14 protein-coding genes, 1 tRNA gene and 1 rRNA gene are annotated in these 20569 nt (G+C 70.9%); 2 read left to right on the forward strand and 14 right to left on the reverse strand.

Features of this window, described 5'->3' with window-relative positions:
* The first annotated feature begins 140 nt into the window (after positions 1 to 140).
* The gene (locus tag ACZ6MA_RS12090; protein WP_469433097.1) at positions 141 to 959 is read left to right on the forward strand and encodes a DNA-formamidopyrimidine glycosylase family protein; all 819 of its coding nucleotides are present in this window, start codon (positions 141 to 143) and stop codon (positions 957 to 959) included.
* 82 nt (positions 960 to 1041) lie between these two features.
* Here ACZ6MA_RS12090 and ACZ6MA_RS12095 read toward each other — a convergent pair whose 3' ends face one another.
* The 11 genes from ACZ6MA_RS12095 to ACZ6MA_RS12145 all read right to left on the reverse strand — a co-directional run bounded on the left by ACZ6MA_RS12095 (position 1042) and on the right by ACZ6MA_RS12145 (position 16325).
* Positions 1042 to 1425 (reverse strand): hypothetical protein, encoded by a 384-nt coding sequence (locus ACZ6MA_RS12095; RefSeq protein WP_469433098.1) that lies wholly within the window; start codon positions 1423 to 1425, stop codon positions 1042 to 1044.
* Positions 1426 to 1541: 116 nt separating this feature from the next.
* Positions 1542 to 1751: a hypothetical protein gene (locus ACZ6MA_RS12100; RefSeq protein WP_469433100.1), complete on the reverse strand. Its 210-nt coding sequence runs from the start codon at positions 1749 to 1751 to the stop codon at positions 1542 to 1544.
* Between the two features lie 139 nt (positions 1752 to 1890).
* On the reverse strand, positions 1891 to 2361 hold the full coding sequence (locus tag ACZ6MA_RS12105) for a Dps family protein (RefSeq protein ID WP_469433102.1): 471 nt from the start codon (positions 2359 to 2361) through the stop codon (positions 1891 to 1893).
* 148 nt (positions 2362 to 2509) lie between these two features.
* On the reverse strand, positions 2510 to 2893 hold the full coding sequence (locus ACZ6MA_RS12110; protein ID WP_086566431.1) for a helix-turn-helix domain-containing protein: 384 nt from the start codon (positions 2891 to 2893) through the stop codon (positions 2510 to 2512).
* Positions 2894 to 2987: 94 nt separating this feature from the next.
* The gene (locus ACZ6MA_RS12115) at positions 2988 to 3563 is read right to left on the reverse strand and encodes a CinA family protein (protein WP_469433103.1); all 576 of its coding nucleotides are present in this window, start codon (positions 3561 to 3563) and stop codon (positions 2988 to 2990) included.
* On the reverse strand, positions 3560 to 4180 hold the full coding sequence (gene pgsA, locus ACZ6MA_RS12120) for a CDP-diacylglycerol--glycerol-3-phosphate 3-phosphatidyltransferase (protein WP_469433105.1): 621 nt from the start codon (positions 4178 to 4180) through the stop codon (positions 3560 to 3562). The genes ACZ6MA_RS12115 and pgsA overlap by 4 nt, the downstream gene beginning before the upstream one ends.
* The gene (gene rimO / locus ACZ6MA_RS12125; RefSeq protein ID WP_469433106.1) at positions 4177 to 5670 is read right to left on the reverse strand and encodes a 30S ribosomal protein S12 methylthiotransferase RimO; all 1494 of its coding nucleotides are present in this window, start codon (positions 5668 to 5670) and stop codon (positions 4177 to 4179) included. The genes pgsA and rimO overlap by 4 nt, the downstream gene beginning before the upstream one ends.
* 116 nt (positions 5671 to 5786) lie before the next feature.
* On the reverse strand, positions 5787 to 6599 hold the full coding sequence (locus ACZ6MA_RS12130; RefSeq protein WP_469433107.1) for a helix-turn-helix domain-containing protein: 813 nt from the start codon (positions 6597 to 6599) through the stop codon (positions 5787 to 5789).
* Between the two features lie 269 nt (positions 6600 to 6868).
* The gene (locus ACZ6MA_RS12135; RefSeq protein WP_469433108.1) at positions 6869 to 9679 is read right to left on the reverse strand and encodes a DNA translocase FtsK; all 2811 of its coding nucleotides are present in this window, start codon (positions 9677 to 9679) and stop codon (positions 6869 to 6871) included.
* 191 nt (positions 9680 to 9870) lie between these two features.
* Positions 9871 to 10554: a response regulator gene (locus ACZ6MA_RS12140; RefSeq protein ID WP_469433110.1), complete on the reverse strand. Its 684-nt coding sequence runs from the start codon at positions 10552 to 10554 to the stop codon at positions 9871 to 9873.
* Between the two features lie 275 nt (positions 10555 to 10829).
* Positions 10830 to 16325 (reverse strand): HAMP domain-containing protein, encoded by a 5496-nt coding sequence (locus ACZ6MA_RS12145; RefSeq protein WP_469433111.1) that lies wholly within the window; start codon positions 16323 to 16325, stop codon positions 10830 to 10832.
* 454 nt (positions 16326 to 16779) lie between these two features.
* Between ACZ6MA_RS12145 and ACZ6MA_RS12150 the strand changes: the two genes are divergently transcribed.
* Complete coding sequence (locus tag ACZ6MA_RS12150; RefSeq protein ID WP_469433112.1) at positions 16780 to 19416, forward strand: SpoIIE family protein phosphatase; 2637 nt, start codon at positions 16780 to 16782, stop codon at positions 19414 to 19416.
* A 103-nt stretch (positions 19417 to 19519) separates the two neighbouring features.
* On the opposite strand, the gene ACZ6MA_RS12155 is transcribed toward ACZ6MA_RS12150, so the two are convergent.
* From ACZ6MA_RS12155 to rrf, 3 genes are all read right to left on the reverse strand, one after another.
* Positions 19520 to 19592 (reverse strand) — tRNA-Thr (locus ACZ6MA_RS12155).
* Positions 19593 to 19650: 58 nt separating this feature from the next.
* Positions 19651 to 20358, reverse strand: a complete 708-nt coding sequence (locus ACZ6MA_RS12160) for a DegT/DnrJ/EryC1/StrS family aminotransferase (protein ID WP_469433113.1) — start codon at positions 20356 to 20358, stop codon at positions 19651 to 19653.
* Positions 20359 to 20476: 118 nt separating this feature from the next.
* Positions 20477 to 20569, reverse strand: a 5S ribosomal RNA gene (rrf, locus tag ACZ6MA_RS12165); the annotation flags it as partial.

Here is a 20569-nt window from a genome sequence, read left to right on the forward strand (position 1 = left end):
AGGACACAGCACAGCAGCCCGTCCGGCGCTGGAGGACGCGCCCGCAGGGCGCCCCGCCGCCGCAGGCGGCAACACAGGCAGCAGCCCAGGCAGCCCGTCGCCGAAGCCCAGCCGGCAGGCGACCCGGCATCATGGGGCACATGCCCGAAGGAGACACCGTCTGGCGCGCCGCTCGGCATCTGCACCGCGCCCTGGCCGACGAGCCCCTCGTGCGGTCCGACCTGCGCGTCCCCCGGCTCGCCACCGTCGATCTCACCGGCCGCCGGGTCACCGAGGTCGTCCCGCGCGGCAAGCATCTGCTCACCCGCCTGGAGGGCGGTCTCACCCTCCACTCGCATCTCGGCATGGACGGAGCCTGGCGGATCTACGGCTCCGGCGAACGCTGGAACGGCGGCCCGCAGCACCAGATCCGTGCCATCCTCGCCAACGCCGCGTACGCCGCCGTCGGTTACCGGCTGCCCGCCCTGGATCTGCTGCGCACCGCCGACGAATCCACGGTGGTCGGCCACCTCGGGCCGGATCTCCTCGCACCCGACTGGAGCCGGGACGATCAGGAGGAAGCGGTCCGCCGTCTGCTCGGGGACCCGGCCCGCACCGTGGGCGAGGCCGTGCTCGACCAACGCAATCTCGCCGGTGTGGGCAATGTCTACAAGTCGGAGCTGTGTTTCATGCTCCGTTTCTCGCCCTGGCTGCCGATGGCCGAACTCCCCTCCGTGGAGCGGCTGGTGGTCCTGGCCCGGAAGCTGCTCGACGTCAACAAGGCCCGTACCGCCCGCGTCACCACCGCCGACCCCCGCCTCGACCACCGGCTGTGGGTGTACGGCAGGGCCGGCCGGCCCTGCCGCCGCTGCGGCACGGCGATCCGCGTGGCCGATCAGGGTCCGGTGGGCCAGGAGCGTCCCACCTACTGGTGCCCCAGCTGCCAGCCCGGCCCCGGGCCCGCCCTCCCCGTCCGCTGACGACGCGCGCCCCTTGGGCCGTGTGGGTGAATCCGAGGGCCTCGCGCCGGCGGTCGGGTATCCGGCGTCGGACGCCTCGTCGTCACGACCGGCCGGATCCCGGGCCCGGGCGGCGCGGTGACCGTGCCCGGGCGGCGGCCGCCCCGGGGGGCGTTCCGGTGACTGTCGCGAGGACCGCCTGGGTGGCCGCCCGGACGGCCCGCTCCGCCCACGCCGCGCAGCGGCCCTTGCGTCTGGGCGTCCGCGCCCACGGCACACAGTGCACGGGCAGCAGGCTCAGCCCCCAGCCGCCGGCGGCGACCAGCCCCTCGACGGGCCCCGCCCGTTCCGGCTGTGCGAGCAGCCGGAACACCGCCCACCACCACACACCACCGAGGACGAGCGCGATCACCCAGCCGACTGCCCCGAAGGTCCGGCAGAACGGCACCGCCGAACGGCAGAAGCCCCAGAAGTCCCGCCAGGCCATGGCTGCCTCCTTCGGCCGACGCTAGACCGGGCACTCCCCGTCACGGCAGAGCGCACCGGGGATCGAGAACGGCGCACACGGGATCTCCGTACGCGCCCCCCACCGAGCCGGCGTCGTCAGTCGGACTCCCCCCGCGATCGGGCCAGCTCCCCTTCCAGCTCCGCGATCCTGCGGTCACGCCGGTGCAGATCGACGATGACCCGCTGCTCGCCTTCGCGCATGCCTTCCTGGTACACCGTGCGCACAAAGGCGCCGGCTGCCGTCTGATCGAGGTCCGTGACCACCATCAGCTCTTTCGTGAAGCGGATGACGGGGTGCTCGTCCATCCATCAAGGAGAGCGCGGCCACGCCGCCTCCGCCACCGGAGCACCCCGCGGCGGGCACCCGCGACAGACACGGGAACGGCACGGGAAGGCCCCGGACCGGCTGCCGGTCCGGGGCCTTCCCGTGGTCACCACAGGCGGGTCAGGCGTTCTCCGCCTGGAACATCCAGTGGTGCTTCTCCAGGTCTCCCGTGAGACCGATGAGCAGGTCCTGCGTGACGGGGTCGGGGTCACCCGTCGCCTGCACGCGCTCGCGCATGCGGGTGATGACCGCACCGAGCGCCGCGACGAGGATCTGCACCGCCTTGGTGTCCTTGTTCCAGCCGTCGCCGAGCGCGTCGATTCCGCTGGTCTTGGCGACCGTCTCGGCTCGCCCGTCCGGGGCGACACCGAGCGCCGAGGCACGCTCCGCGACCGCGTCGGCGTGCTGCCGGGCGCTCGCGACGACCTCGTCGAGCTGTAGGTGGACCGAGCGGAAGCGGGGGCCCACCACGGTCCAGTGGACCTGCTTGGCCACGAGCGAGAGGTCCACCAGGTCGACGAGCGCCCCCTGAAGGGCATCACCGACGGTCTTGCGGTCCTGCTCGGACAACGGGCTCTTCACGACAGACATCCGCGTTCTCCTGTTCGACTGTCCGGTCTGTTTGATCCCCGTTCATCCACCATGGCACACCCGTACCGAAGGGGCGGAAAACGCAGGATCCCGGTCAGATTCCTGACCGGGATCCTGGACGGGAAACACACGTTTTCCCAGACTTGCCTCAGGCCGCGACCACGTCCACGGCCTCGGCCGGAGCCTTGATGGTCACACGCTCCCCCGGCACGCCCGTCACAGACGTCACGGACACCGAATTGAACATCGGCCGCATCGGCGCGGGTACCGGCTCGCTCGCCGCCGCCGACTGCGCCAGCTCGGCGAGCGACAGTTCGTCACTCACCTCACGCATGACCTCGGACATCCGTACGTCCAGAGCGTCGCAGATTGCGGAGAGAAGCTCGGAGGACGCCTCCTTCTGCCCCCGCTCGACCTCGGAGAGGTAACCGAGCGAGACCCGGGCGGATGAGGAGACCTCGCGCAGAGTGCGGCCCTGGCGCTGGCGCTGCCGACGCAGCACGTCACCCAGCAGGCGACGGAGCAAAATCATCGGTGGCTCCCTCCTTGGACCGCGAATCCGGATCCTTCACGCCCCACCGTACCGCCTCGGGCTGCGGCCGTGCGGGGAGCTATGTCGTGTTCACTCAGGGCTGCAAACATCCATTCCCCCCGTTGTGTTCCGTATCCTTTGCCCGCGCGTTCTCCGCCAGTTCGCCCAGCAACAGGGCGAGCGCGGCCCGTACGCTCTCCTCGCGGATGCGCTCCCGGCCGCCGTCCAGCGACAGCTCACGCACCGCGCCCGCACCGTCCGGGCCCGCCACGGCGACGAAGACCGTACCGACGGGCTTGCCGTCCTGGGGGTCCGGTCCGGCGACGCCGGTGGTGGCGACGCCCCAGTCGGCGCCGAGCAGCACCCGCACGCCGCGGGCCATCTGCCGGGCCACCTCCGCGTCGACGGCCCCGCGCTCGGCGAGCAGTTCCCCGGCCACGCCCAGCACATCGCGTTTGACGTCGGTGGCGTACGCGGTGACCGCCCCGCGCACCGCGCGGGAGGCGCCGGGCGCGGCGGTCAGCTCGGCCGCGACCAGCCCGCCCGTGAGCGATTCGGCCGCGGCCACCGTCCAGCCCCGCCCGACCAGCGCACCCAGCACCGCGGCGGCCCCGCCGTCGCTCCGCGGGCCGGCCGGACGGGCCGGGCCGGCCGGCTTCGCCGGGCTCATCGCGCGGCCCCCCGGCCGGCCCGGCGCAGCTCGACGGCCTGCTTCACGTAGTCCAGCCCGGTCAGCACCGTCAACGCCACGGCGACCGCCATCACCCAGAAGCGGGCCGTGGCCAACGGCCCGGTCAGCGCCAGGATGTACATCCCGACGCCCACGCCCTGGGCGAGCGTCTTCATCTTGCCGCCGCGGCTGGCCGGGATCACCCCGTGCCTGATCACCCAGAACCGCATCAGCGTGATGCCGACCTCGCGGAAGAGGATCACGCCGGTGACCCACCAGGGCAGGTCGTCCAAGACCGAGAGACAGATCAGCGCGGCGCCCATGATCGCCTTGTCCGCGATCGGGTCGGCGATCTTCCCGAAGTCGGTGACCAGGTCGTACATCCGGGCCAGATGGCCGTCGAACAGGTCCGTGATCATGGCGACGGCGAACGCGGCCCAGGCGAAGGAACGCCAGGCCGGGTCGTAGCCGCCGTTGTGCATCATCAACAGGACGAACCCGGGCACGAGGAGCAGCCGCACCATGGTGAGGATATTGGCGATGTTCCACAACCCGGCCGGCCGCACGGCCGTCGCCGGGGCGGGGCCTCCCGCGGCGGAGGCCGGGGCTCGGGTCATCTGCCGGCCTCCTCGGTACACCCTTCGTCACCGAGTACCTCGGCGATGAGGTCCACGCCCTCGGTCGCCACCACCTTCGCCGTGACCATCCGGCCGGGCGTCAGCTCCCGGTCGGTGGTGAGCAGCACCTGGCCGTCGGTCTCGGGCGCCTGGTGGGCGGCCCGTCCGATGACGCCGTCCTCCTCGTCCACGCGGTCGACGAGCACCTCGAGGGTCTCCCCGAGCCGCTCCTCGGCGCGCTGGGCGGTCAGCTCCTCGGCGAGCCGCGAGATGTGCGCCAGCCGCTCGGCGACGACGTCGGGGTCGACCTTGTGCTCGTAGGTGGCCGCCTCGGTGCCGTCCTCGTCGGAGTAGCCGAAGACGCCGATGGCGTCCAGCCGGGCCCCGGCCAGGAAGCGCTCCAGCTCGGCCACGTCCTCCTCGGTCTCCCCGGGGAAGCCGACGATGAAGTTGGAGCGGGCACCGGCCTGCGGGGCCTTGGCACGGATCTGGTCGAGCAGTTCCAGGAAGCGGTCGGTGTCGCCGAAGCGGCGCATCGCGCGCAGCACGCCGGGGGCCGAGTGCTGGAAGGAGAGGTCGAAGTAGGGCGCGACCTTGTCGGTGGACGTCAGCACGTCGATCAGGCCCGGCCGCATCTCGGCGGGCTGCAGGTAGCTGACCCGGATCCGCTCCAGGCCCTCCACGGCCGCCAGCTCCGGCAGCAGCGTCTCCAGCAGCCGGATGTCACCGAGGTCCTTGCCGTACGAGGTGTTGTTCTCGGAGACGAGCATGACCTCCTTCACACCCTGCTCAGCGAGCCAGCGCGTCTCGCTGAGCACGTCGGAGGGACGGCGGGAGATGAAGGATCCGCGGAAGGAGGGGATGGCGCAGAAGGAGCACCGGCGGTCGCAGCCGGAGGCGAGCTTCACGGAGGCGACGGGGCTGGTGCCCAGTCTGCGGCGCAGCGGCGCCCGGGGGCCGGAGGCCGGGGCGAGGCCCTCGGGGAGGTCCGCCGGGGCACTCTCCTGGGCCTCCAGGGCCTCCTGGGCGTGTCCGGGCAGGGCGACGTCCGCGCTCTGCCGGGCGGCGGGGCTGATCGGCAGCAGCTTGCGCCGGTCGCGCGGGGTGTGGGAGGCGTGGACGCCACCGGAGAGGATGGTCTGGAGCCGGTCGGAGATGTCGGCGTAGTCGTCGAAGCCGAGCACTCCGTCGGCCTCGGGGAGCGCCTGGGCCAGCTCCTTGCCGTACCTCTCGGCCATGCAGCCGACGGCCACGACGGCCTGGGTGCGGCCTTGGTCCTTGAGGTCGTTGGCTTCGAGGAGGGCGTCGACGGAGTCCTTCTTGGCGGCTTCGACGAAGCCACAGGTGTTGACGACGGCCACGTCGGCATCGGCGGCGTCCTCGACGAGGTCCCAGCCATCCGCCGCCAAGCGGCCTGCCAGCTCCTCCGAGTCCACCTCGTTACGGGCGCAGCCAAGTGTGACAAGAGCGACGGTACGGCGTTCGGGCATAGGGCTCAGCCTACTTTGTCCCGGCACCACATCCGTTGCCGCGTGTCCCCCGAGTGCGGAGAGCCTGGTCACCCGAAGGCTCGCCGCGCCGGGTACACCGACCGTGTTCGCGCTGGTCAGCCCGTTTCGGGGTCACCCTTGGTGTAGCTCAGACGCTGAACCTGTCCGTCGTCACCCAGATCCTTGACCTCCTTGCCGTTCACGAACAGTTGCACGGCCCCGGCATTGCCCAGTACCAGGTCGATCCGCTTGGCGTCGGTGAAGGTCTTGGAAGCGCCCCGCTTGAGCACGCCCTCCTCGATCAGCTTGCCGTTGTGGTCCTTGGCGGACATCCACGTCTGGCCGTTGTCGGCGGTGAGCTTGACGGTGACCTTGTTGGCCGGGACGCCGGCGATGGCGCTGTCGGACGGTTCCGGCTTGGGGTCGGCGGGCTTGCTGGGGACGGCCTTGGGGCTCCGCGGCGCGGGCTGCTTGCCGGAGGCCGTGTCGGCCGCGACGGAGCTGCTGCTCTGCCCCTTCGAGCCGCCGTTGAAGAGCGTGAAACCGACGAATCCGACGACGGCGACGATGGCGGCCACCATCGCGGCCGTCCAGTTGGGCCGCCGGCGCTCGGGCCGCAGCCGTTCGGCTTCGAAGAGGGGCGCGGCGGGGGTGGGCGCGGGCCGGCCGCCGTGCTCGGCGTCGTACTGCGCGACGAGCGGGCCGGGGTCCAGACCGACGGTCTGCGCCAGCACGCGGATGTGTCCCCGGGCGTAGACGTCGCCGCCGCAGCGGGAGAAGTCGTCCTGTTCGATGGCGTGCATGATCGGGATGCGCACGCGGGTGGTCGTGCTGACCTCGTCGACGGTCAGTCCGGCGCTGATGCGGGCCTGCTGGAGGGCGCGGCCGATCGAGGGCCGGTCGTCCGCTGGGGAGTTGCCGATGGACACGTGGGCGCCTTTCGAGCGTGTAGCCACCTGCTGGAAGTTCAGTCTAGGGGGGATCCGAAAGGGTCGGGCAAGCGGGAAGCCGGACTTTGTACGCCATCGGAAGGTTCTGCCGGGCCGGCGGTGGGAACTCCGGCGACTCCTGTGGTGGGACGCCCGACGGGGCATCGTCCCTCCCCCCTCTCCCTCAACTGGACCCGCCGCCGGGGGAAACGGTCGGACGGCCCGTTTTTCCGTCGTCCCCGGCCGGCCGGCCCGGTTTTTCCGGCCGGCTAGCCCGGGCCGTCCCCGCGGATCACCGCGAGCACGCCGTCCAGCTCCTCGGGCTTGACGAGCACGTCGCGCGCCTTGGAGCCCTCGCTCGGGCCCACGATGTCGCGCGACTCCATCAGGTCCATGAGTCTTCCCGCCTTGGCGAAGCCCACACGCAGCTTCCGCTGCAGCATCGACGTCGAGCCGAACTGGGTGGAGACGACCAGCTCGGCGGCCTGGCAGAGCAGATCGAGATCGTCGCCGATGTCCTCGTCGATCTCCTTCTTCTTCGCCGTGCCCACGGTGACGTCGTCCCGGAACACCGGCGCCATCTGGTCCTTGCAGTGCTGGACGACCGCCGCGACCTCGGCCTCCGTCACGAAGGCGCCCTGCATGCGGACGGGCTTGCTCGCTCCCATGGGCAGGAAGAGGCTGTCGCCCTTGCCGATCAGCTTCTCCGCGCCGGCCTGGTCGAGGATGACGCGGCTGTCGGCCAGCGAGGACGTCGCAAACGCGAGCCGGGAGGGCACGTTCGCCTTGATCAGGCCGGTGACGACGTCGACGGACGGCCGCTGGGTGGCGAGCACGAGGTGGATGCCGGCGGCGCGTGCGAGCTGGGTGATGCGGACGATCGAGTCCTCCACGTCGCGCGGGGCGACCATCATCAGGTCCGCCAGCTCGTCCACGATGACCAGCAGGTACGGGTACGGCGACAGCTCCCGTCCGCTGCCTTCCGGCGGCTTGACCCTGCCCTCGCGGACGGCGGCGTTGAAGTCGTCGATGTGCCGGAAGCCGAAGGCCGCCAGGTCGTCGTAGCGCAGGTCCATCTCGCGGACGACCCACTGCAGGGCCTCGGCGGCCCGCTTGGGGTTGGTGATGATCGGCGTGATCAGGTGCGGGATGCCCTCGTAGGCGGTCAGCTCGACCCGCTTGGGGTCGACGAGGACCATCCGGACGTCCTCCGGGGTCGCTCTTATCATCACCGAGGTGATCAGGCAGTTGATGCAGGACGACTTTCCGGAACCAGTGGCTCCGGCGACCAGGACGTGCGGCATCTTCGTCAGGTTGGCCATCACGTAGCCGCCCTCGACGTCCTTGCCGAGCGCGACGAGCATGGGGTGCTCGTCACCGGCCGCGTCCGCCAGTCGCAGCACGTCGCCGAGGTTGACCATCTCGCGGTCGGTGTTCGGGATCTCGATGCCGACCGCGGACTTGCCGGGGATGGGGCTGATGATCCGCACGTCCGGGCTGGCGACGGCGTAGGCGATGTTCTTGGTGAGCGCGGTGATCCGCTCGACCTTGACCGCCGGCCCCAGCTCGACCTCGTAGCGCGTGACCGTCGGGCCGCGGGTGAAGCCGGTGACCGCCGCGTCGACCTTGAACTCCGCGAAGACGTTCGACAGCGAGGCCACTATGGCGTCGTTCGCGGCGCTGCGGGTCTTGCCGGGGCCTCCGCGCTCCAGCAGGTCCAGCGAGGGCAGCGCGTAGGTGATGTCGCCCGCCAGCCGGAGCTGCTCGGCCCGCGCCGGGAGCCCCGAGGAGGGCTCGGGAGCGGGCTTGGTGAGGTCGGGCACGCCTCCCGTGCCGCTCTCCCCGCCTCCGGGCGCCGCGCCGGCGGGGCCGCCGGACGCCGCCTTGCCGGCGCCGCGCGCGGTCGGGACCGCGTCCGTCCGCTCCCGCTCGGCGGTGACGGCACTGCTGAGATCGGCGACGAGGGGCGAGGGCTGCACACCGTGCAGCACCGCCCCGTCGAGCGCGGCCGCGGCGGCGGCCGCCACGTCCACCGCGTCCAGCGGCCGGTCCGCGGGCGGTTCCGCGGATGTCCGGCGCGGCTTGCGGCGCTTGGTGAGCGCCTCTTCCTCGGCGCGCTCCGCGTCGGTGCCGGCCGCGGCCCGGTCCGCCACGGCCCGGCGGGGCCGCCGCGCGGGCACCTCGCGCCATTCGTCGTCGTACTCCCCCGAGTCGTACGTCCCCGAGGCGAACGGATCGTGCTCCTCCGGTTCCGCTTCTACCAGGCCGAGCCGGATGCCGAGCAGCCGCAGCCGCTGCGGGATGGCGTTGACGGGCGTGGCCGTGACGACCAGCAGCCCGAACAGGGTGAGCAGCACGAGCAGCGGTACGGCCAGCACCTCGCCGACGGTGAAGAGCAGGGGTTTCGCGGCGGCCCAGCCGATCAGGCCCCCGGCGTCCTGCAGCGCCTCCGTGCCCTCGCCCCGGCCGGGCGACCCGCAGGCCACGTGGACCTGGCCGAGAACGCCGACGACCAGCGCGGAGAGCCCGATGACGATGCGGCCGTTGGCCTCGGGCCGCTCGGGGTGGCGGATCAGCCGGACGGCGATGACGCCGATCAGTATCGGCACGAGCAGGTCGAGCCGGCCGAAGGCGCCGGTGACGAGCATCTTCACCAGGTCGCCGACCGGGCCTTCGAGATTGGACCACGTGCCGGCCGCGACGACGAGGGCCAGACCGAGGAGGAGCAGGGCGAGACCGTCCTTGCGATGTGCGGGGTCGAGCCCCTTCGCCCCCCGTCCGACGCCGCGGAACACCGCGCCGACGGTGTGCGCCAGCCCGAGCCACAGGGCTCGGGCCAGGCGGTAGAGACCGCCGGTCGCGGAGGGCGCGCGCCTGGGTGCCGCCTTGGCCGCGGCCTTCTTCGCCGGCTTCCGCGCGGGCGCCGCCTTTTTCGCGGGCCGGGCGGGTGCCTTGCCCGCCGGCTTCGGCGGTGCCTTCTTCGCGGGTGCCTTCTTGGCCGCGCTCCCGGGGCGTCCGGCGCGCTGCTTGGAGGGGCCCGCCGTGCTCTGGGAACCCTTGCCGGACGTACGTGAGGCCATGGAGCCGAGATTACCGTCGACGGGCGCGAGGGACACGTGCGCCCGGGCCTTCACCCATCCGTGTCGCTCCCCAGTGATACCGGGGGTGACGCTGCGTCAAAGAATCGGCGGGCGCACCGAGGAGGCGAACCCGCGCGCGCACGGGCCCGGCACAGGCCGCGAGGAGACGTGCGAAGGGCCGGCCGTGGGGGTCAGCTCGGCGCGGACAGCGCGCTCGCACCCCCGCCGGCCCCGGGCTCCAACGCGTCCAGGGCCCGGCGCAGCCCGGTGAGTTTGCGCTCCAGATGGGCGGCGGTGGCGACGGCGGCCGCGTCCGCGGACTCGTCGAGCTGCTTGGAGAGGGCCTCGGCCTGCTCCTCGACGGCGGCGAGCCGCGCGGAGAGTTCGGCGAGCAGCCCGGCGGGCTCCTGGGTCTCCGTCACTCCGCTGCGGCCGGACTGGCCGTCGAGCTGGAGCCGCAACAGGGCGGCCTGCTCGCGCAGCTGGCAGTTCTTCATGTACAGCTCGACGAAGACCGAGACCTTGGCGCGCAGTACCCACGGGTCGAAGGGCTTGGAGATGTAGTCCACCGCGCCCGCCGCGTAGCCGCGGAAGGTGTGGTGCGGGCCGTGGTTGATGGCGGTGAGGAAGATGATGGGAATGTCCCGGGTCCGCTCCCGCCGCTTGATGTGCGCGGCGGTCTCGAAACCGTCCATGCCCGGCATCTGGACGTCCAGCAGAATCACCGCGAAGTCGTCCGTCAGCAGCGCCTTGAGCGCTTCCTCCCCTGACGATGCCCGTACCAGTGTCTGATCGAGCGCCGAGAGGATCGCCTCCAGCGCCAGCAGATTTTCCGGCCGGTCATCGACCAGGAGGATCTTGGCCTTCTGCACCATGCCCCGTCCTCCTCGCCCCGGCTTGGCGTCTCCCCGGCCCGAAGAGCCAGGGGAAGCACCGGGCGCCGCCCCAGGGGACGACTCCCTTGCGCCGCCCGTCCTTGTGCCGGTCATCGTAGCCGTACCCCGCCTGTCACCACACCCTGTCACCGCGATGTCACAGGGGCCCGTAGCAGAAACGTGGTGGGAGACCAGAAGGTTCCCCGTATACCGCGCTTCCACACGTCTTTGAGCACAGTCAGTCAACAGACGCACAAAGAGTGACCAACCTCCTGTCACTCACCGCGCATCCACTGCTCCATCACCGTCAGCAGATGATCTGTGTCGACCGGTTTGGTGACGTAGTCCGACGCCCCGGCGTCGATGCTCTTCTCCCGGTCGCCCTTCATCGCCTTCGCCGTGAGCGCGATGATGGGCAGCCCCGCGAACTGCGGCATCCTGCGGATCGCCGCCGTCGTGGCATAACCGTCCATTTCCGGCATCATGATGTCCATGAGCACCAGCACCACATCGTCGTGCTGCTCCAGGACCTCGATCCCCTCACGGCCGTTCTCGGCGTAGAGCACCGACAGCCCGTACTGCTCCAGCACGCTGGTGAGCGCGAAGACATTGCGGATGTCGTCGTCGACGATGAGCACCTTCTCGCCGTGGAACCCGCCGCTGAAGCCTCGCGGCGCCCCGTCCGCCTCCTCGCTCGGCGCGACGTTCAGCCACGGCTCCGGCTGCGGGGCCGGCGGAGCCTGGGCCGGCTGCGCCCCGGGGGCCGTCTCCTCGACCTGGCCGGGGAGGGCGGGCCAGGCCGCGGCCGCCTGGGCGGCGCGCTGGCGGCGCAGCAGCAGACCGGCGGCACCCCGCGCGGGCACCTCGGCCACGCCGTGGCCGCCGGGCCGGTCGCTCCCCGGCATCAGGGCCTGCGGGCCGGCGGCCTGGCCGCCCGGGGCGAGCGGGTAGCCCTGCGGCGGCAGCTCGCCGGAGGTCAGCGGCAGGTAGAGCGTGAAGGTGGAGCCGCGCCCCGGCTCGCTCGCCGCGTGGATCTCGCCGCCGAGCAGGCGTGCGATCTCCCGGCTGATGGAGAGCCCGAGCCCGGTGCCCCCGTACTTGCGGCTGGTCGTGCCGTCCGCCTGCTTGAAGGCCTCGAAGATGACGCGCATCTTGCTGGCCGCGATGCCGATGCCGGTGTCCGTGACGGAGAAGGCGATCAGATCGCCGTCGGCCTCGCGCAGCGAGCCCGCCTCCAGCAGCTGCTCGCGAATGGTGTCCGGGACGTCCGCACCGGCCGGCCGGATGACCAGCTCGACCGCGCCGGTGTCCGTGAACTTCACCGCGTTCGACAGCAGATTGCGCAGCACCTGCAGCAACCGCTGTTCGTCGGTGTGCAGCGTGGCCGGCAGCTCCGGCGAGACGCGGACGGAGAAGTCGAGCCCCTTCTCCGCCGTCAGCGGCCGGAAGGTGGCCTCGACGTAGTCGACGAGCTGGACCAGGGCGATCCGGGTCGGGCTGACGTCCATCTTGCCCGCCTCGACCTTCGACAGGTCGAGGATGTCGTTGATCAGCTGGAGCAGATCGGAGCCCGCTCCGTGGATCGTTTCGGCGAACTCGACCTGCTTCGGGGAGAGATTGCCCTCCGCGTTGTCGGCGAGCAGCTTGGCCAGGATCAGCAGCGAGTTGAGCGGCGTGCGCAGCTCGTGCGACATGTTGGCCAGGAACTCGGACTTGTAGCGCATGGAGACCGCGAGCTGCTCGGCGCGCTCCTCCAGCACCTGCCGGGCCTCTTCGATCTCGGTGTTCTTGACCTCGATGTCGCGGTTCTGCCGGGCCAGCCGCTCGGACTTCTCCTCCAGCTCGGAGTTGGAGATCTCCAGCTCCTTCTGCCGGTTCTCCAACTCCAGGGACCGCTCGCGCAGTTGCTCGGCGAGTTCCTGCGACTGCTTGAGCAGCACCTCGGTCTTGGTGTTGACGCTGATGGTGTTGACGCTGGTGCCGATCATCTCGGCGATCTGGTTGAGGAAGTCCTTCTGGATCTGGGCGAACGGCTGGAAGGAGGCCAGCTCGATCACGCCGAGGACCTGCCCCTCGAACAGCACCGGCAGCACGATGACATGGGCCGGCGGCGCCTCCCCCAGCCCGGAGGCGATCTTCAGATAGCCCGGTGGCACGTTCTCCACCAGGATGGTGCGCTTCTCCTGTGCCGCCGTCCCGATGAGCGTCTCACCGGGCCGGAAGGAGGTGGGCATCGAGCCCATCGAGTAGCCGTACGAGCCGAGCATCCGCAGCTCGTACGCGTCCTCCGCGCCCTCGTCCTCCGGCCGGACGGTCGGCATCGCGAGGAAGAAGGCACCGTGCTGCGCGGAGACCACGGGGGTCAGCTCGCTCATGATCAGCCCGGCGACGTCCTCCAGATCGCGGCGCCCCTGCATCAGACCGGAGATCCGGGCGAGGTTGCCCTTGAGCCAGTCCTGCTCCTTGTTGGCGAGGGTGGTCTCGCGCAGGTTGGCGATCATCGTGTTGATGTTGTCCTGGAGTTCCAGGATCTCGCCCGCCGCGTCCACGTCGATCTTGAGGTTCAGATCGCCCCGGGTCACGGCGGTGGCGACCTCGGCGATGGCCCGCACCTGACGGGTCAGGTTGCCGGCCATCTCGTTGACCGACTCGGTCAGGTCGCGCCAGGTGCCGTCGACGTCGCGCACCCGGGCCTGTCCGCCGAGCTGCCCCTCGGTGCCCACCTCGCGGGCCACCCGGGTGACCTGGTCGGCGAAGGACGACAGCTGGTCGACCATCGTGTTGATGGTCGTCTTGAGCTGGAGGATCTCGCCGCGCGCATCGATGTCGATCTTCTTGGTGAGATCGCCCTGGGCGATGGCGGTCGTCACCATCGCGATGTTGCGGACCTGGCCGGTGAGGTTGGACGCCATCGAGTTCACGGACTCGGTGAGGTCCTTCCACGTACCGCTGACGCCGGGGACGCGGGCCTGGCCGCCGAGGATGCCGTCGGTGCCCACCTCGCGCGCCACACGCGTGACCTCGTCCGCGAAGGACGACAGCGTGGTCACCATGGTGTTCACGGTGTCGGCCAGCTGCGCGACCTCGCCGCGCGCCTCGACGGTGACCTTCTTGGTCAGGTCACCGTTGGCGACCGCGCCCGCGACCTGCGAGATGTTCCGCACCTGGCTGGTGAGGTTGTTGGCCATCAGGTTGACGTTGTCGCTGAGGTCCTTCCAGATGCCGGTGACGTCCCGCACCCGTGCCTGGCCGCCCAACTGGCCCTCCGTGCCCACCTCGCGGGCCACCCGGGTGACCTGCTCGGCGAAGTCCGAGAGCTGGTCGACCATGGTGTTGACGGTCGTGACGAGTTCGAGGATCTCCCCCTTCGCGTCGACCGTGATCTTCTTCGACAGGTCGCCCTTGGCCACGGCGGTGGTGACCTCGGCGATGTTGCGCACCTGCGAAGTCAGGTTGTTGGCCATGAAGTTGACGGACTGGGTGAGGTCCTTCCAGGTACCGGAGACGCCCTGCACCTCCGCCTGGCCGCCCAGGATGCCCTCGGTGCCCACCTCGCGCGCCACGCGCGTGACCTGGTCGGCGAACGAGGACAGCTGGTCGACCATGGTGTTGAGGGTGTTCTTCAGCTCCAGGATCTCGCCGCGCGCGTCCACATCGATCTTCTGCGACAGATCGCCCCGCGCCACCGCCGTGGCGACCTGCGCGATGTTGCGGACCTGGGCGGTCAGATTGCCCGCCATCCCGTTGACCGAGTCCGTCAGATCGCGCCAGACGCCGGCCACGCCCGGCACCTGCGCCTGGCCGCCGAGGCGGCCGTCGGTGCCCACCTCGCGGGCGACCCGGGTCACCTGCTCGGCGAAGGCCGAGAGCTGGTCGACCATCGTGTTGATGGTGTTCTTCAGCTCCAGGATCTCGCCGCGCGCGTCCACATCGATCTTCTGCGACAGATCTCCCCGCGCCACCGCCGTCGTGACCTGCGCGATCTGCCGTACCTGCGACGTCAGATTGCCGGCCATGAAGTTGACCGAGTCGGTCAGCTCCTTCCAGGTGCCGCTGACGCCGTCCACCCGGGCCTGGCCGCCGAGGCGGCCCTCCGTACCCACGTCCCGCGCCATCCGCGTGACCTGGTCGGCGAAGGACGACAGCTGGTCCACCATCGTGTTCACGGTGTTCTTCAGCTGGAGCATCTCGCCGGACACGTCGACGGTGACCTTCTGCGACAGGTCGCCGTTGGCGACCGCCGTCGTCACCTGCGCGATGTTGCGGACCTGGCCGGTGAGGTTGCGGAAGGCGGTGTTCACCGAGTCGGTGAGGTCCTTCCACGTCCCCGCCGCACCCGGCACCTGCGCCTGACCGCCCAGCTCGCCCTCGACGCCGATCTCCCGCGCCACCCGCGTCACCTCGGCACCGAAGGACTGCAGCTGGTCGACCATGGTGTTGACGGTGTTCTTCAGCTCCAGCATCTCGCCGGACACGTCGACGGTGACCTTCTGGCCCAGATCGCCATTGGCGACCGCCGTCGTCACCTGCGCGATGTCGCGGACCTGCGTGGTGACGTTGCGGAAGGCGGTGTTCACCGAGTCGGTGAGGTCCTTCCACGTCCCCGCCGCACCCGGCACCTGCGCCTGACCGCCCAGCAGACCCTCGGCACCGACCTCGCTGGCGACCCGGGTCACCTCGTCGGCGAAGGTGCGCAGGGTCTCCGTCATCTGGTTGATCGTCTCCGCGAGCTGCGCGACCTCGCCGCGCGCGCTCACCGTGACCTTCTGCGACAGGTCGCCGTTGGCGACCGCCGTCGTCACCTGCGCGATGCCGCGCACCTGGGCCGTCAGATTGCCGGCCATCAGATTGACCGAGTCGGTGAGGTCCTTCCAGACGCCCGCGACGCCGGGCACCTGCGCCTGCCCGCCCAGCTCGCCCTCGGTCCCCACTTCCCGCGCGACGCGGGTCACCTCGGACGCGAAGGAAGAGAGCTGGTCGACCATCGTGTTGACGGTGTTCTTCAGCTCCAGCATTTCGCCGGCCACATGCACGGTGACCTTGCGGGACAGATCGCCCTTGGCGACCGCCGTCGTCACGAGGGCGATATCACGCACCTGAGCGGTGAGCCGGGACGCCATGGTGTTGACGGAGTCGGTGAGGTCCTTCCACGAACCCGACATTCCGCGCACCCGGGCCTGACCGCCGAGCTTGCCCTCGGTGCCGACCTCGCTCGCCACCCGCGTCACCTCGTCGGTGAACGCCGACAGCTGGTCCACGAGCCCGTTGACCGTGCGGCCCACCTTGAGGAACTCGCCGCGCAGCGGGTGCGCCGCCCCGTCCGCGCCCTGCGAGCGCAGGTCCATCCGCTGTTCCAGATCACCCTCGGCGACCGCCGACAGCACCCGGCCCACCTCGGACACCGGCCGCACCAGGTCGTCGACCAGGGCGTTCGAGGCGTCGATGGCCGCGGCCCACGCGCCCTCACAGGCACCGACCTCCAGCCGCTCCGTGAGCTTTCCCTCACGGCCGACCACCCGCCGCACCCGCGCCAGCTCGCCGGTCAGCTGCAGATTGCGGTCCGCGACTTCGTTGAAGACTGCCGCGATCTCGGCCATCAGCCCGTCACCCGAGACCGTCAGACGCTTACGGAAGTTCCCGTCCCGCATCGCCGCCAGGGCCGTCAGGAGCCGGTTCAGTGCCGCCGTATCCACCTGCGTCGTCCCATTGGTCCGGGATCGTCCGCCTTTCGCGCGCGTGCTTGCGCCCCGCGCCGCTGCGCCAGACTCCACCGTGTCCCTCCCGCAGGGTCGATCATCCGTGTCGGGCCTACCTTGAGCGTCCCAGTCTTTCATCCCGGCCCGCAGAAGAGGTTGCCAGTTGGAGCGTAACCACACCCCGGGGAAGTCGTTGAACGCTACGGTGCGGGACTGTCCGCCGTCACGGCCGTAGGTCAGGCGAAAGCCCAGGCCCAGGGGGATATCACCATGAGTGCCCCGGGGCGCGCAGCACCGGGTACCCCCTTTTCCCGGCCGATCACAGCGCGGGGTTTGAGAGGGCCGTGCGAGGGGATACGCATGGTCGTCGGATCGCGTCCACTCCCACGTCCTTCCCGACGCCTATCCCTGCCTCCGTTTCCGAAATACACGACTCTGTTCCACATCGCCTGGGCCGACGGTTTAGCCTGGCGAACGAATCGAGGCCTTCGGAAACGGGCACAGGACTCGGGGGAGCGATGAGAGGCCAATGGGGAGTGCTGTGATCACCGCGCGGGCTGCCGCCACTTTCGAGCCGGTCGGGCGCTCGGTAGCCTCCGCCCGCTCCTTCGTCCGGGACACCCTCCAGGGGTGGGGCTTTCCCGACGTCATCGACGACGCCGTCGTCCTGACCAGCGAACTCGTCACCAATGCCGTGGTGCACGCGGGCACCGCCGCCGACGTCCTGTGCGTCCGCCTGGACACCGGGGTGCGCATCGAGGTCGCCGACCGGTACCCCGAGCGCGAGCTGCCGCTGCACAACCCCGGGCGGCACTTCGGCGGCGTCGACCGAGAAGGGGGCCGTGGACTGCTGCTCTGCGCCGCCCTCGCCGGCCGCTGGGGCGTGGAGTACAGCGCCACCCACAAGAAGGTGTGGTTCCAGCTCGACCTGTCCGACCGCCCGGCCGGCACGCGTTCCGCGGGCCCGGCGCTCCCCGTGGAGGCCCTGCCGCTGGCCGACACCCGGGTACGCGTCGCCGTCATCCAGATCGACCGCGCCGGTGGCATCAGCTCCTGGAACGACGACGCCGAGGACCTCTTCGGTTTCCCCGCCGACCAGGTCATGGGCAAGCCCCTCACGGACTTCGCCGCCTGGCCGCACACCCCCGGCACCTCCACGGGCATCGCCGAGGCGCTGCTTCTCTCCCGCTGGGAGGGCTCGTACGGCATAAGGGGCGAGGACGGCCGCATCGTCGCGGTGTACGCCTCCCACCTGCGTGTCCGTGACAACGAGGGCGCCCCCTCCACCGTCTGCCTGCTCGTCCGTGACGAGGAGCGCGCGGTGCTGCAGAGCCCGCAGCGGGCCCCCGCTGGCGATGCCGGCTCCGGCGACCGGGGCACGGCCACCGACCCGTTCGAGGTCTTCATCGGCTCCCCCGCCCCGGACGACCTGGACGGACTGCTCCAGCGCACCGTCGAGCGCGCCCGCGACATGCTCGACGGAGACTCCGCCTATCTGCTGCTCGCCACCGACGACGAGACGGAGCTGGAGGTCCGCGCGTCCACGGGCCTGCCGTCGGCCCGGCAGCGGTTCGCGCGCGTCCCTGTGGAGGCCGGTACGGGCCGCTACGGATCGGCTCGCATGCCCGCCGTCCACGACGATCTCAGCGCCGTCCCGGGCGCCGTCCCGCTGCTCGCCAACACCGGCATGCGCTCGGTCGTCACCGTCCCCCTCAAGGTCGAGGGGCGGCTGACCGGCTCGCTCGGCGTGGCCGCGGAGGCTCCCGGCCGTTACGGCAACGAGGAGGCCCTGCGTCTCCAGTTCGCGGCCGACCGGATCGCCCTCGCCGTGGAGTCCGCGCGCCTCGGCGAGCTGGAGCGGCTGCGCCGCGGCTCGCTGTCCTTCCTGGTGGAGGCCTCGGATCTGCTCGCGGGCACCCTGGACCGGGACCAGACGCTCGCCCTGATGGCGCAGATGACAGTCCCGACGCTGGCCACCTGGTGCGCCGTCTACACCATCGCCGACCAGTCCTCCGAGCCCGAGCTGTCCTATGTGCTCCATGAGGACGAGGACCGCATCGACGGCCTCAAGGCCCTGCTGTCCAAGGTCGCCCCGCCCGACCCGGTGCCCACTCCCGGCGCCCGCATCTGGACCGCGCCCTCGGAGGCGGCCCACGCGGCCGCGCTGCGCAGTTCGCTGCGCAGTCTCGGTCTCGGCGACGCCGGCGGCGGGTACGCACCCGGCGCCGGTACGTCGCTGGCCACGGCGGCGGCCGTCGGCGGCGAGACAGTCGTGCTGCCCCTGGTGGCCCGCAACCGTGTCATCGGCATGCTCACCCTCGGCAGGCCGACCGACGACCACTTCCGCCAGGAGATTTTGGAGCTGGCGGAGGACCTCTCCCGCCGGGCGGCCCTCGCTCTGGACAACGCGCGCCTCTACAGCGAGCGCACGGCCATCAGCCAGTCCTTGCAGCGCAGCCTGCTCCCGCCCGAGCTGCCGGACGTCCCCGGCGTGGAGGTCGAGGTCATCTACCGCGCCGCGGGCGAGGGCAACGAGGTCGGCGGCGATTTCTACGATCTCTTCCCGATCCGCGACGGCGCGTACGGCTTCGCGATCGGCGATGTCTGCGGCACGGGCCCGGAGGCCGCGGCGGTCACCGGTCTCGCCCGGCACGCGTTGCGGCTCCTGGCCCGTGAGGGCTTCGGCGGTCCCGCGGTCCTGGAGCGGCTCAACGCCGCGATCCTCGACGAGGGTGCCCGCAGCCGCTTCCTCACCCTCCTTTACGGGGAGTTGTGGCCTCAGCACGATGGCAGCGCGGTCCTGAAGGTCGTGTGCGCCGGGCATCCGCTGCCGCTGCGTCTTCGTCAGGACGGCACGGTGGAACCCGCGGCGACCCCGCAGCCGCTGCTGGGTGTCATGGAGGACCTGGAACTGTACGAGCAGACGATCACCCTTGACCCCGGTGATGTGCTGCTGTGTGTCACGGACGGCGTCACCGAGCGCCGTGAGGGGGCGCGCATGCTGGGCGACGACGGGCTGGCGGACGTCCTGACCACGTGTACGGGGCTGACGGCGGGGGCGGTGGCGGCGCGCATTCTGCGGGCGGTGGAGCGTTTCGCCGCCGAACCCGCCTCGGACGACATGGCGATTCTCGCCATGCGTGTTCCGGAGCCGCAGGATTCCTGACCGGGCCGGGGGGGTTCGCCCCCCGGCCCGCGAACCCCGCATACGACAGAACTCCGCATACGACAAAGGCCCCCGCCATCAGGCGGGGGCCTTTGTTTTGATGAGCCCCAATACGGAATCGAACCGTAGACCTTCTCCTTACCATGGAGACGCTCTACCGACTGAGCTATTGGGGCCGGTGCAACGAGATAAAGCATACCCGACTCTCGCACGTGCTTTTGACCGGCTGGGCGGCTACGCGGCTACCGGCAGGAGCCCGCCGAGCGCGTTGCACGCCGAGACGACCCGGTGGAGTTCACGTCGTGTCATGCCCGCCTCGACGGGCAGGGCGAGGCATTCGCCGGCGGCCCGTTCCGTTTCGGGCAGCCACAACTCCCGCCGGTAGGCGGGGGTCCGGTGGACGGGTGTCTGTACGGGCACGCCGCATGGCACGCCCCGGGCCCGGAGCGCCCGCGCGAACGCGTCCCGATCAGGCCGCCCGTTCCCGGGCACGCGCACCACGTAGGAGCGGTAGTGGTGCTCCGCTCCCGGTGTCACGGCCGGCGTCTGAACGCCTGTCAGGCGGGCGTTGAAATAGGCCGCGTTGGCCCGCCGGGCCGCGTGGTCGGCTTGGGCGGTGGCGGGTTTCGTTTCGGCGTCCGGTGGGGTGTCGTCGTGTTCGATGACGAGCAAGCCGTGGGCGCGGGCGACGGCTCGTAGGCCTGTGTGGTCCACGGGGTGCCCGAAGAGGGGTACGGGCACGATGGCCGCGGTGCGTGAGGTCACCGCCTTGGTGACGGCGACCGGGTCGAGGCAGAGGCTTTGCGGATCTATGTCCGCGAACACGGGCCGTGCCCCGGTCGTTCGAACGGCCTCGGCGGCCCCGGTGGTGGCGTACGAGGGCACGATGACCTCGGTGCCGGGTCCGACTCCTGCCGCCGTCAGCAACTCCACAGTCCCCATACCTGCAAATGGTGGCGGCGGGACGTGAACGCGGGGTGACGCTCCGCACGGTATCGGGAAAACAAAAAAGCTCTGGTTCCTGAACCGAAGTTCAGGAACCAGAGCTTTTCTAAAATTTGTTCGGCGGCGTCCTACTCTCCCACACGGTCCCCCATGCAGTACCATCGGCGCTGAAAGGCTTAGCTTCCGGGTTCGGAATGTAACCGGGCGT

It is taken from the genome of Streptomyces sp. NPDC042259 (assembly GCF_055582085.1).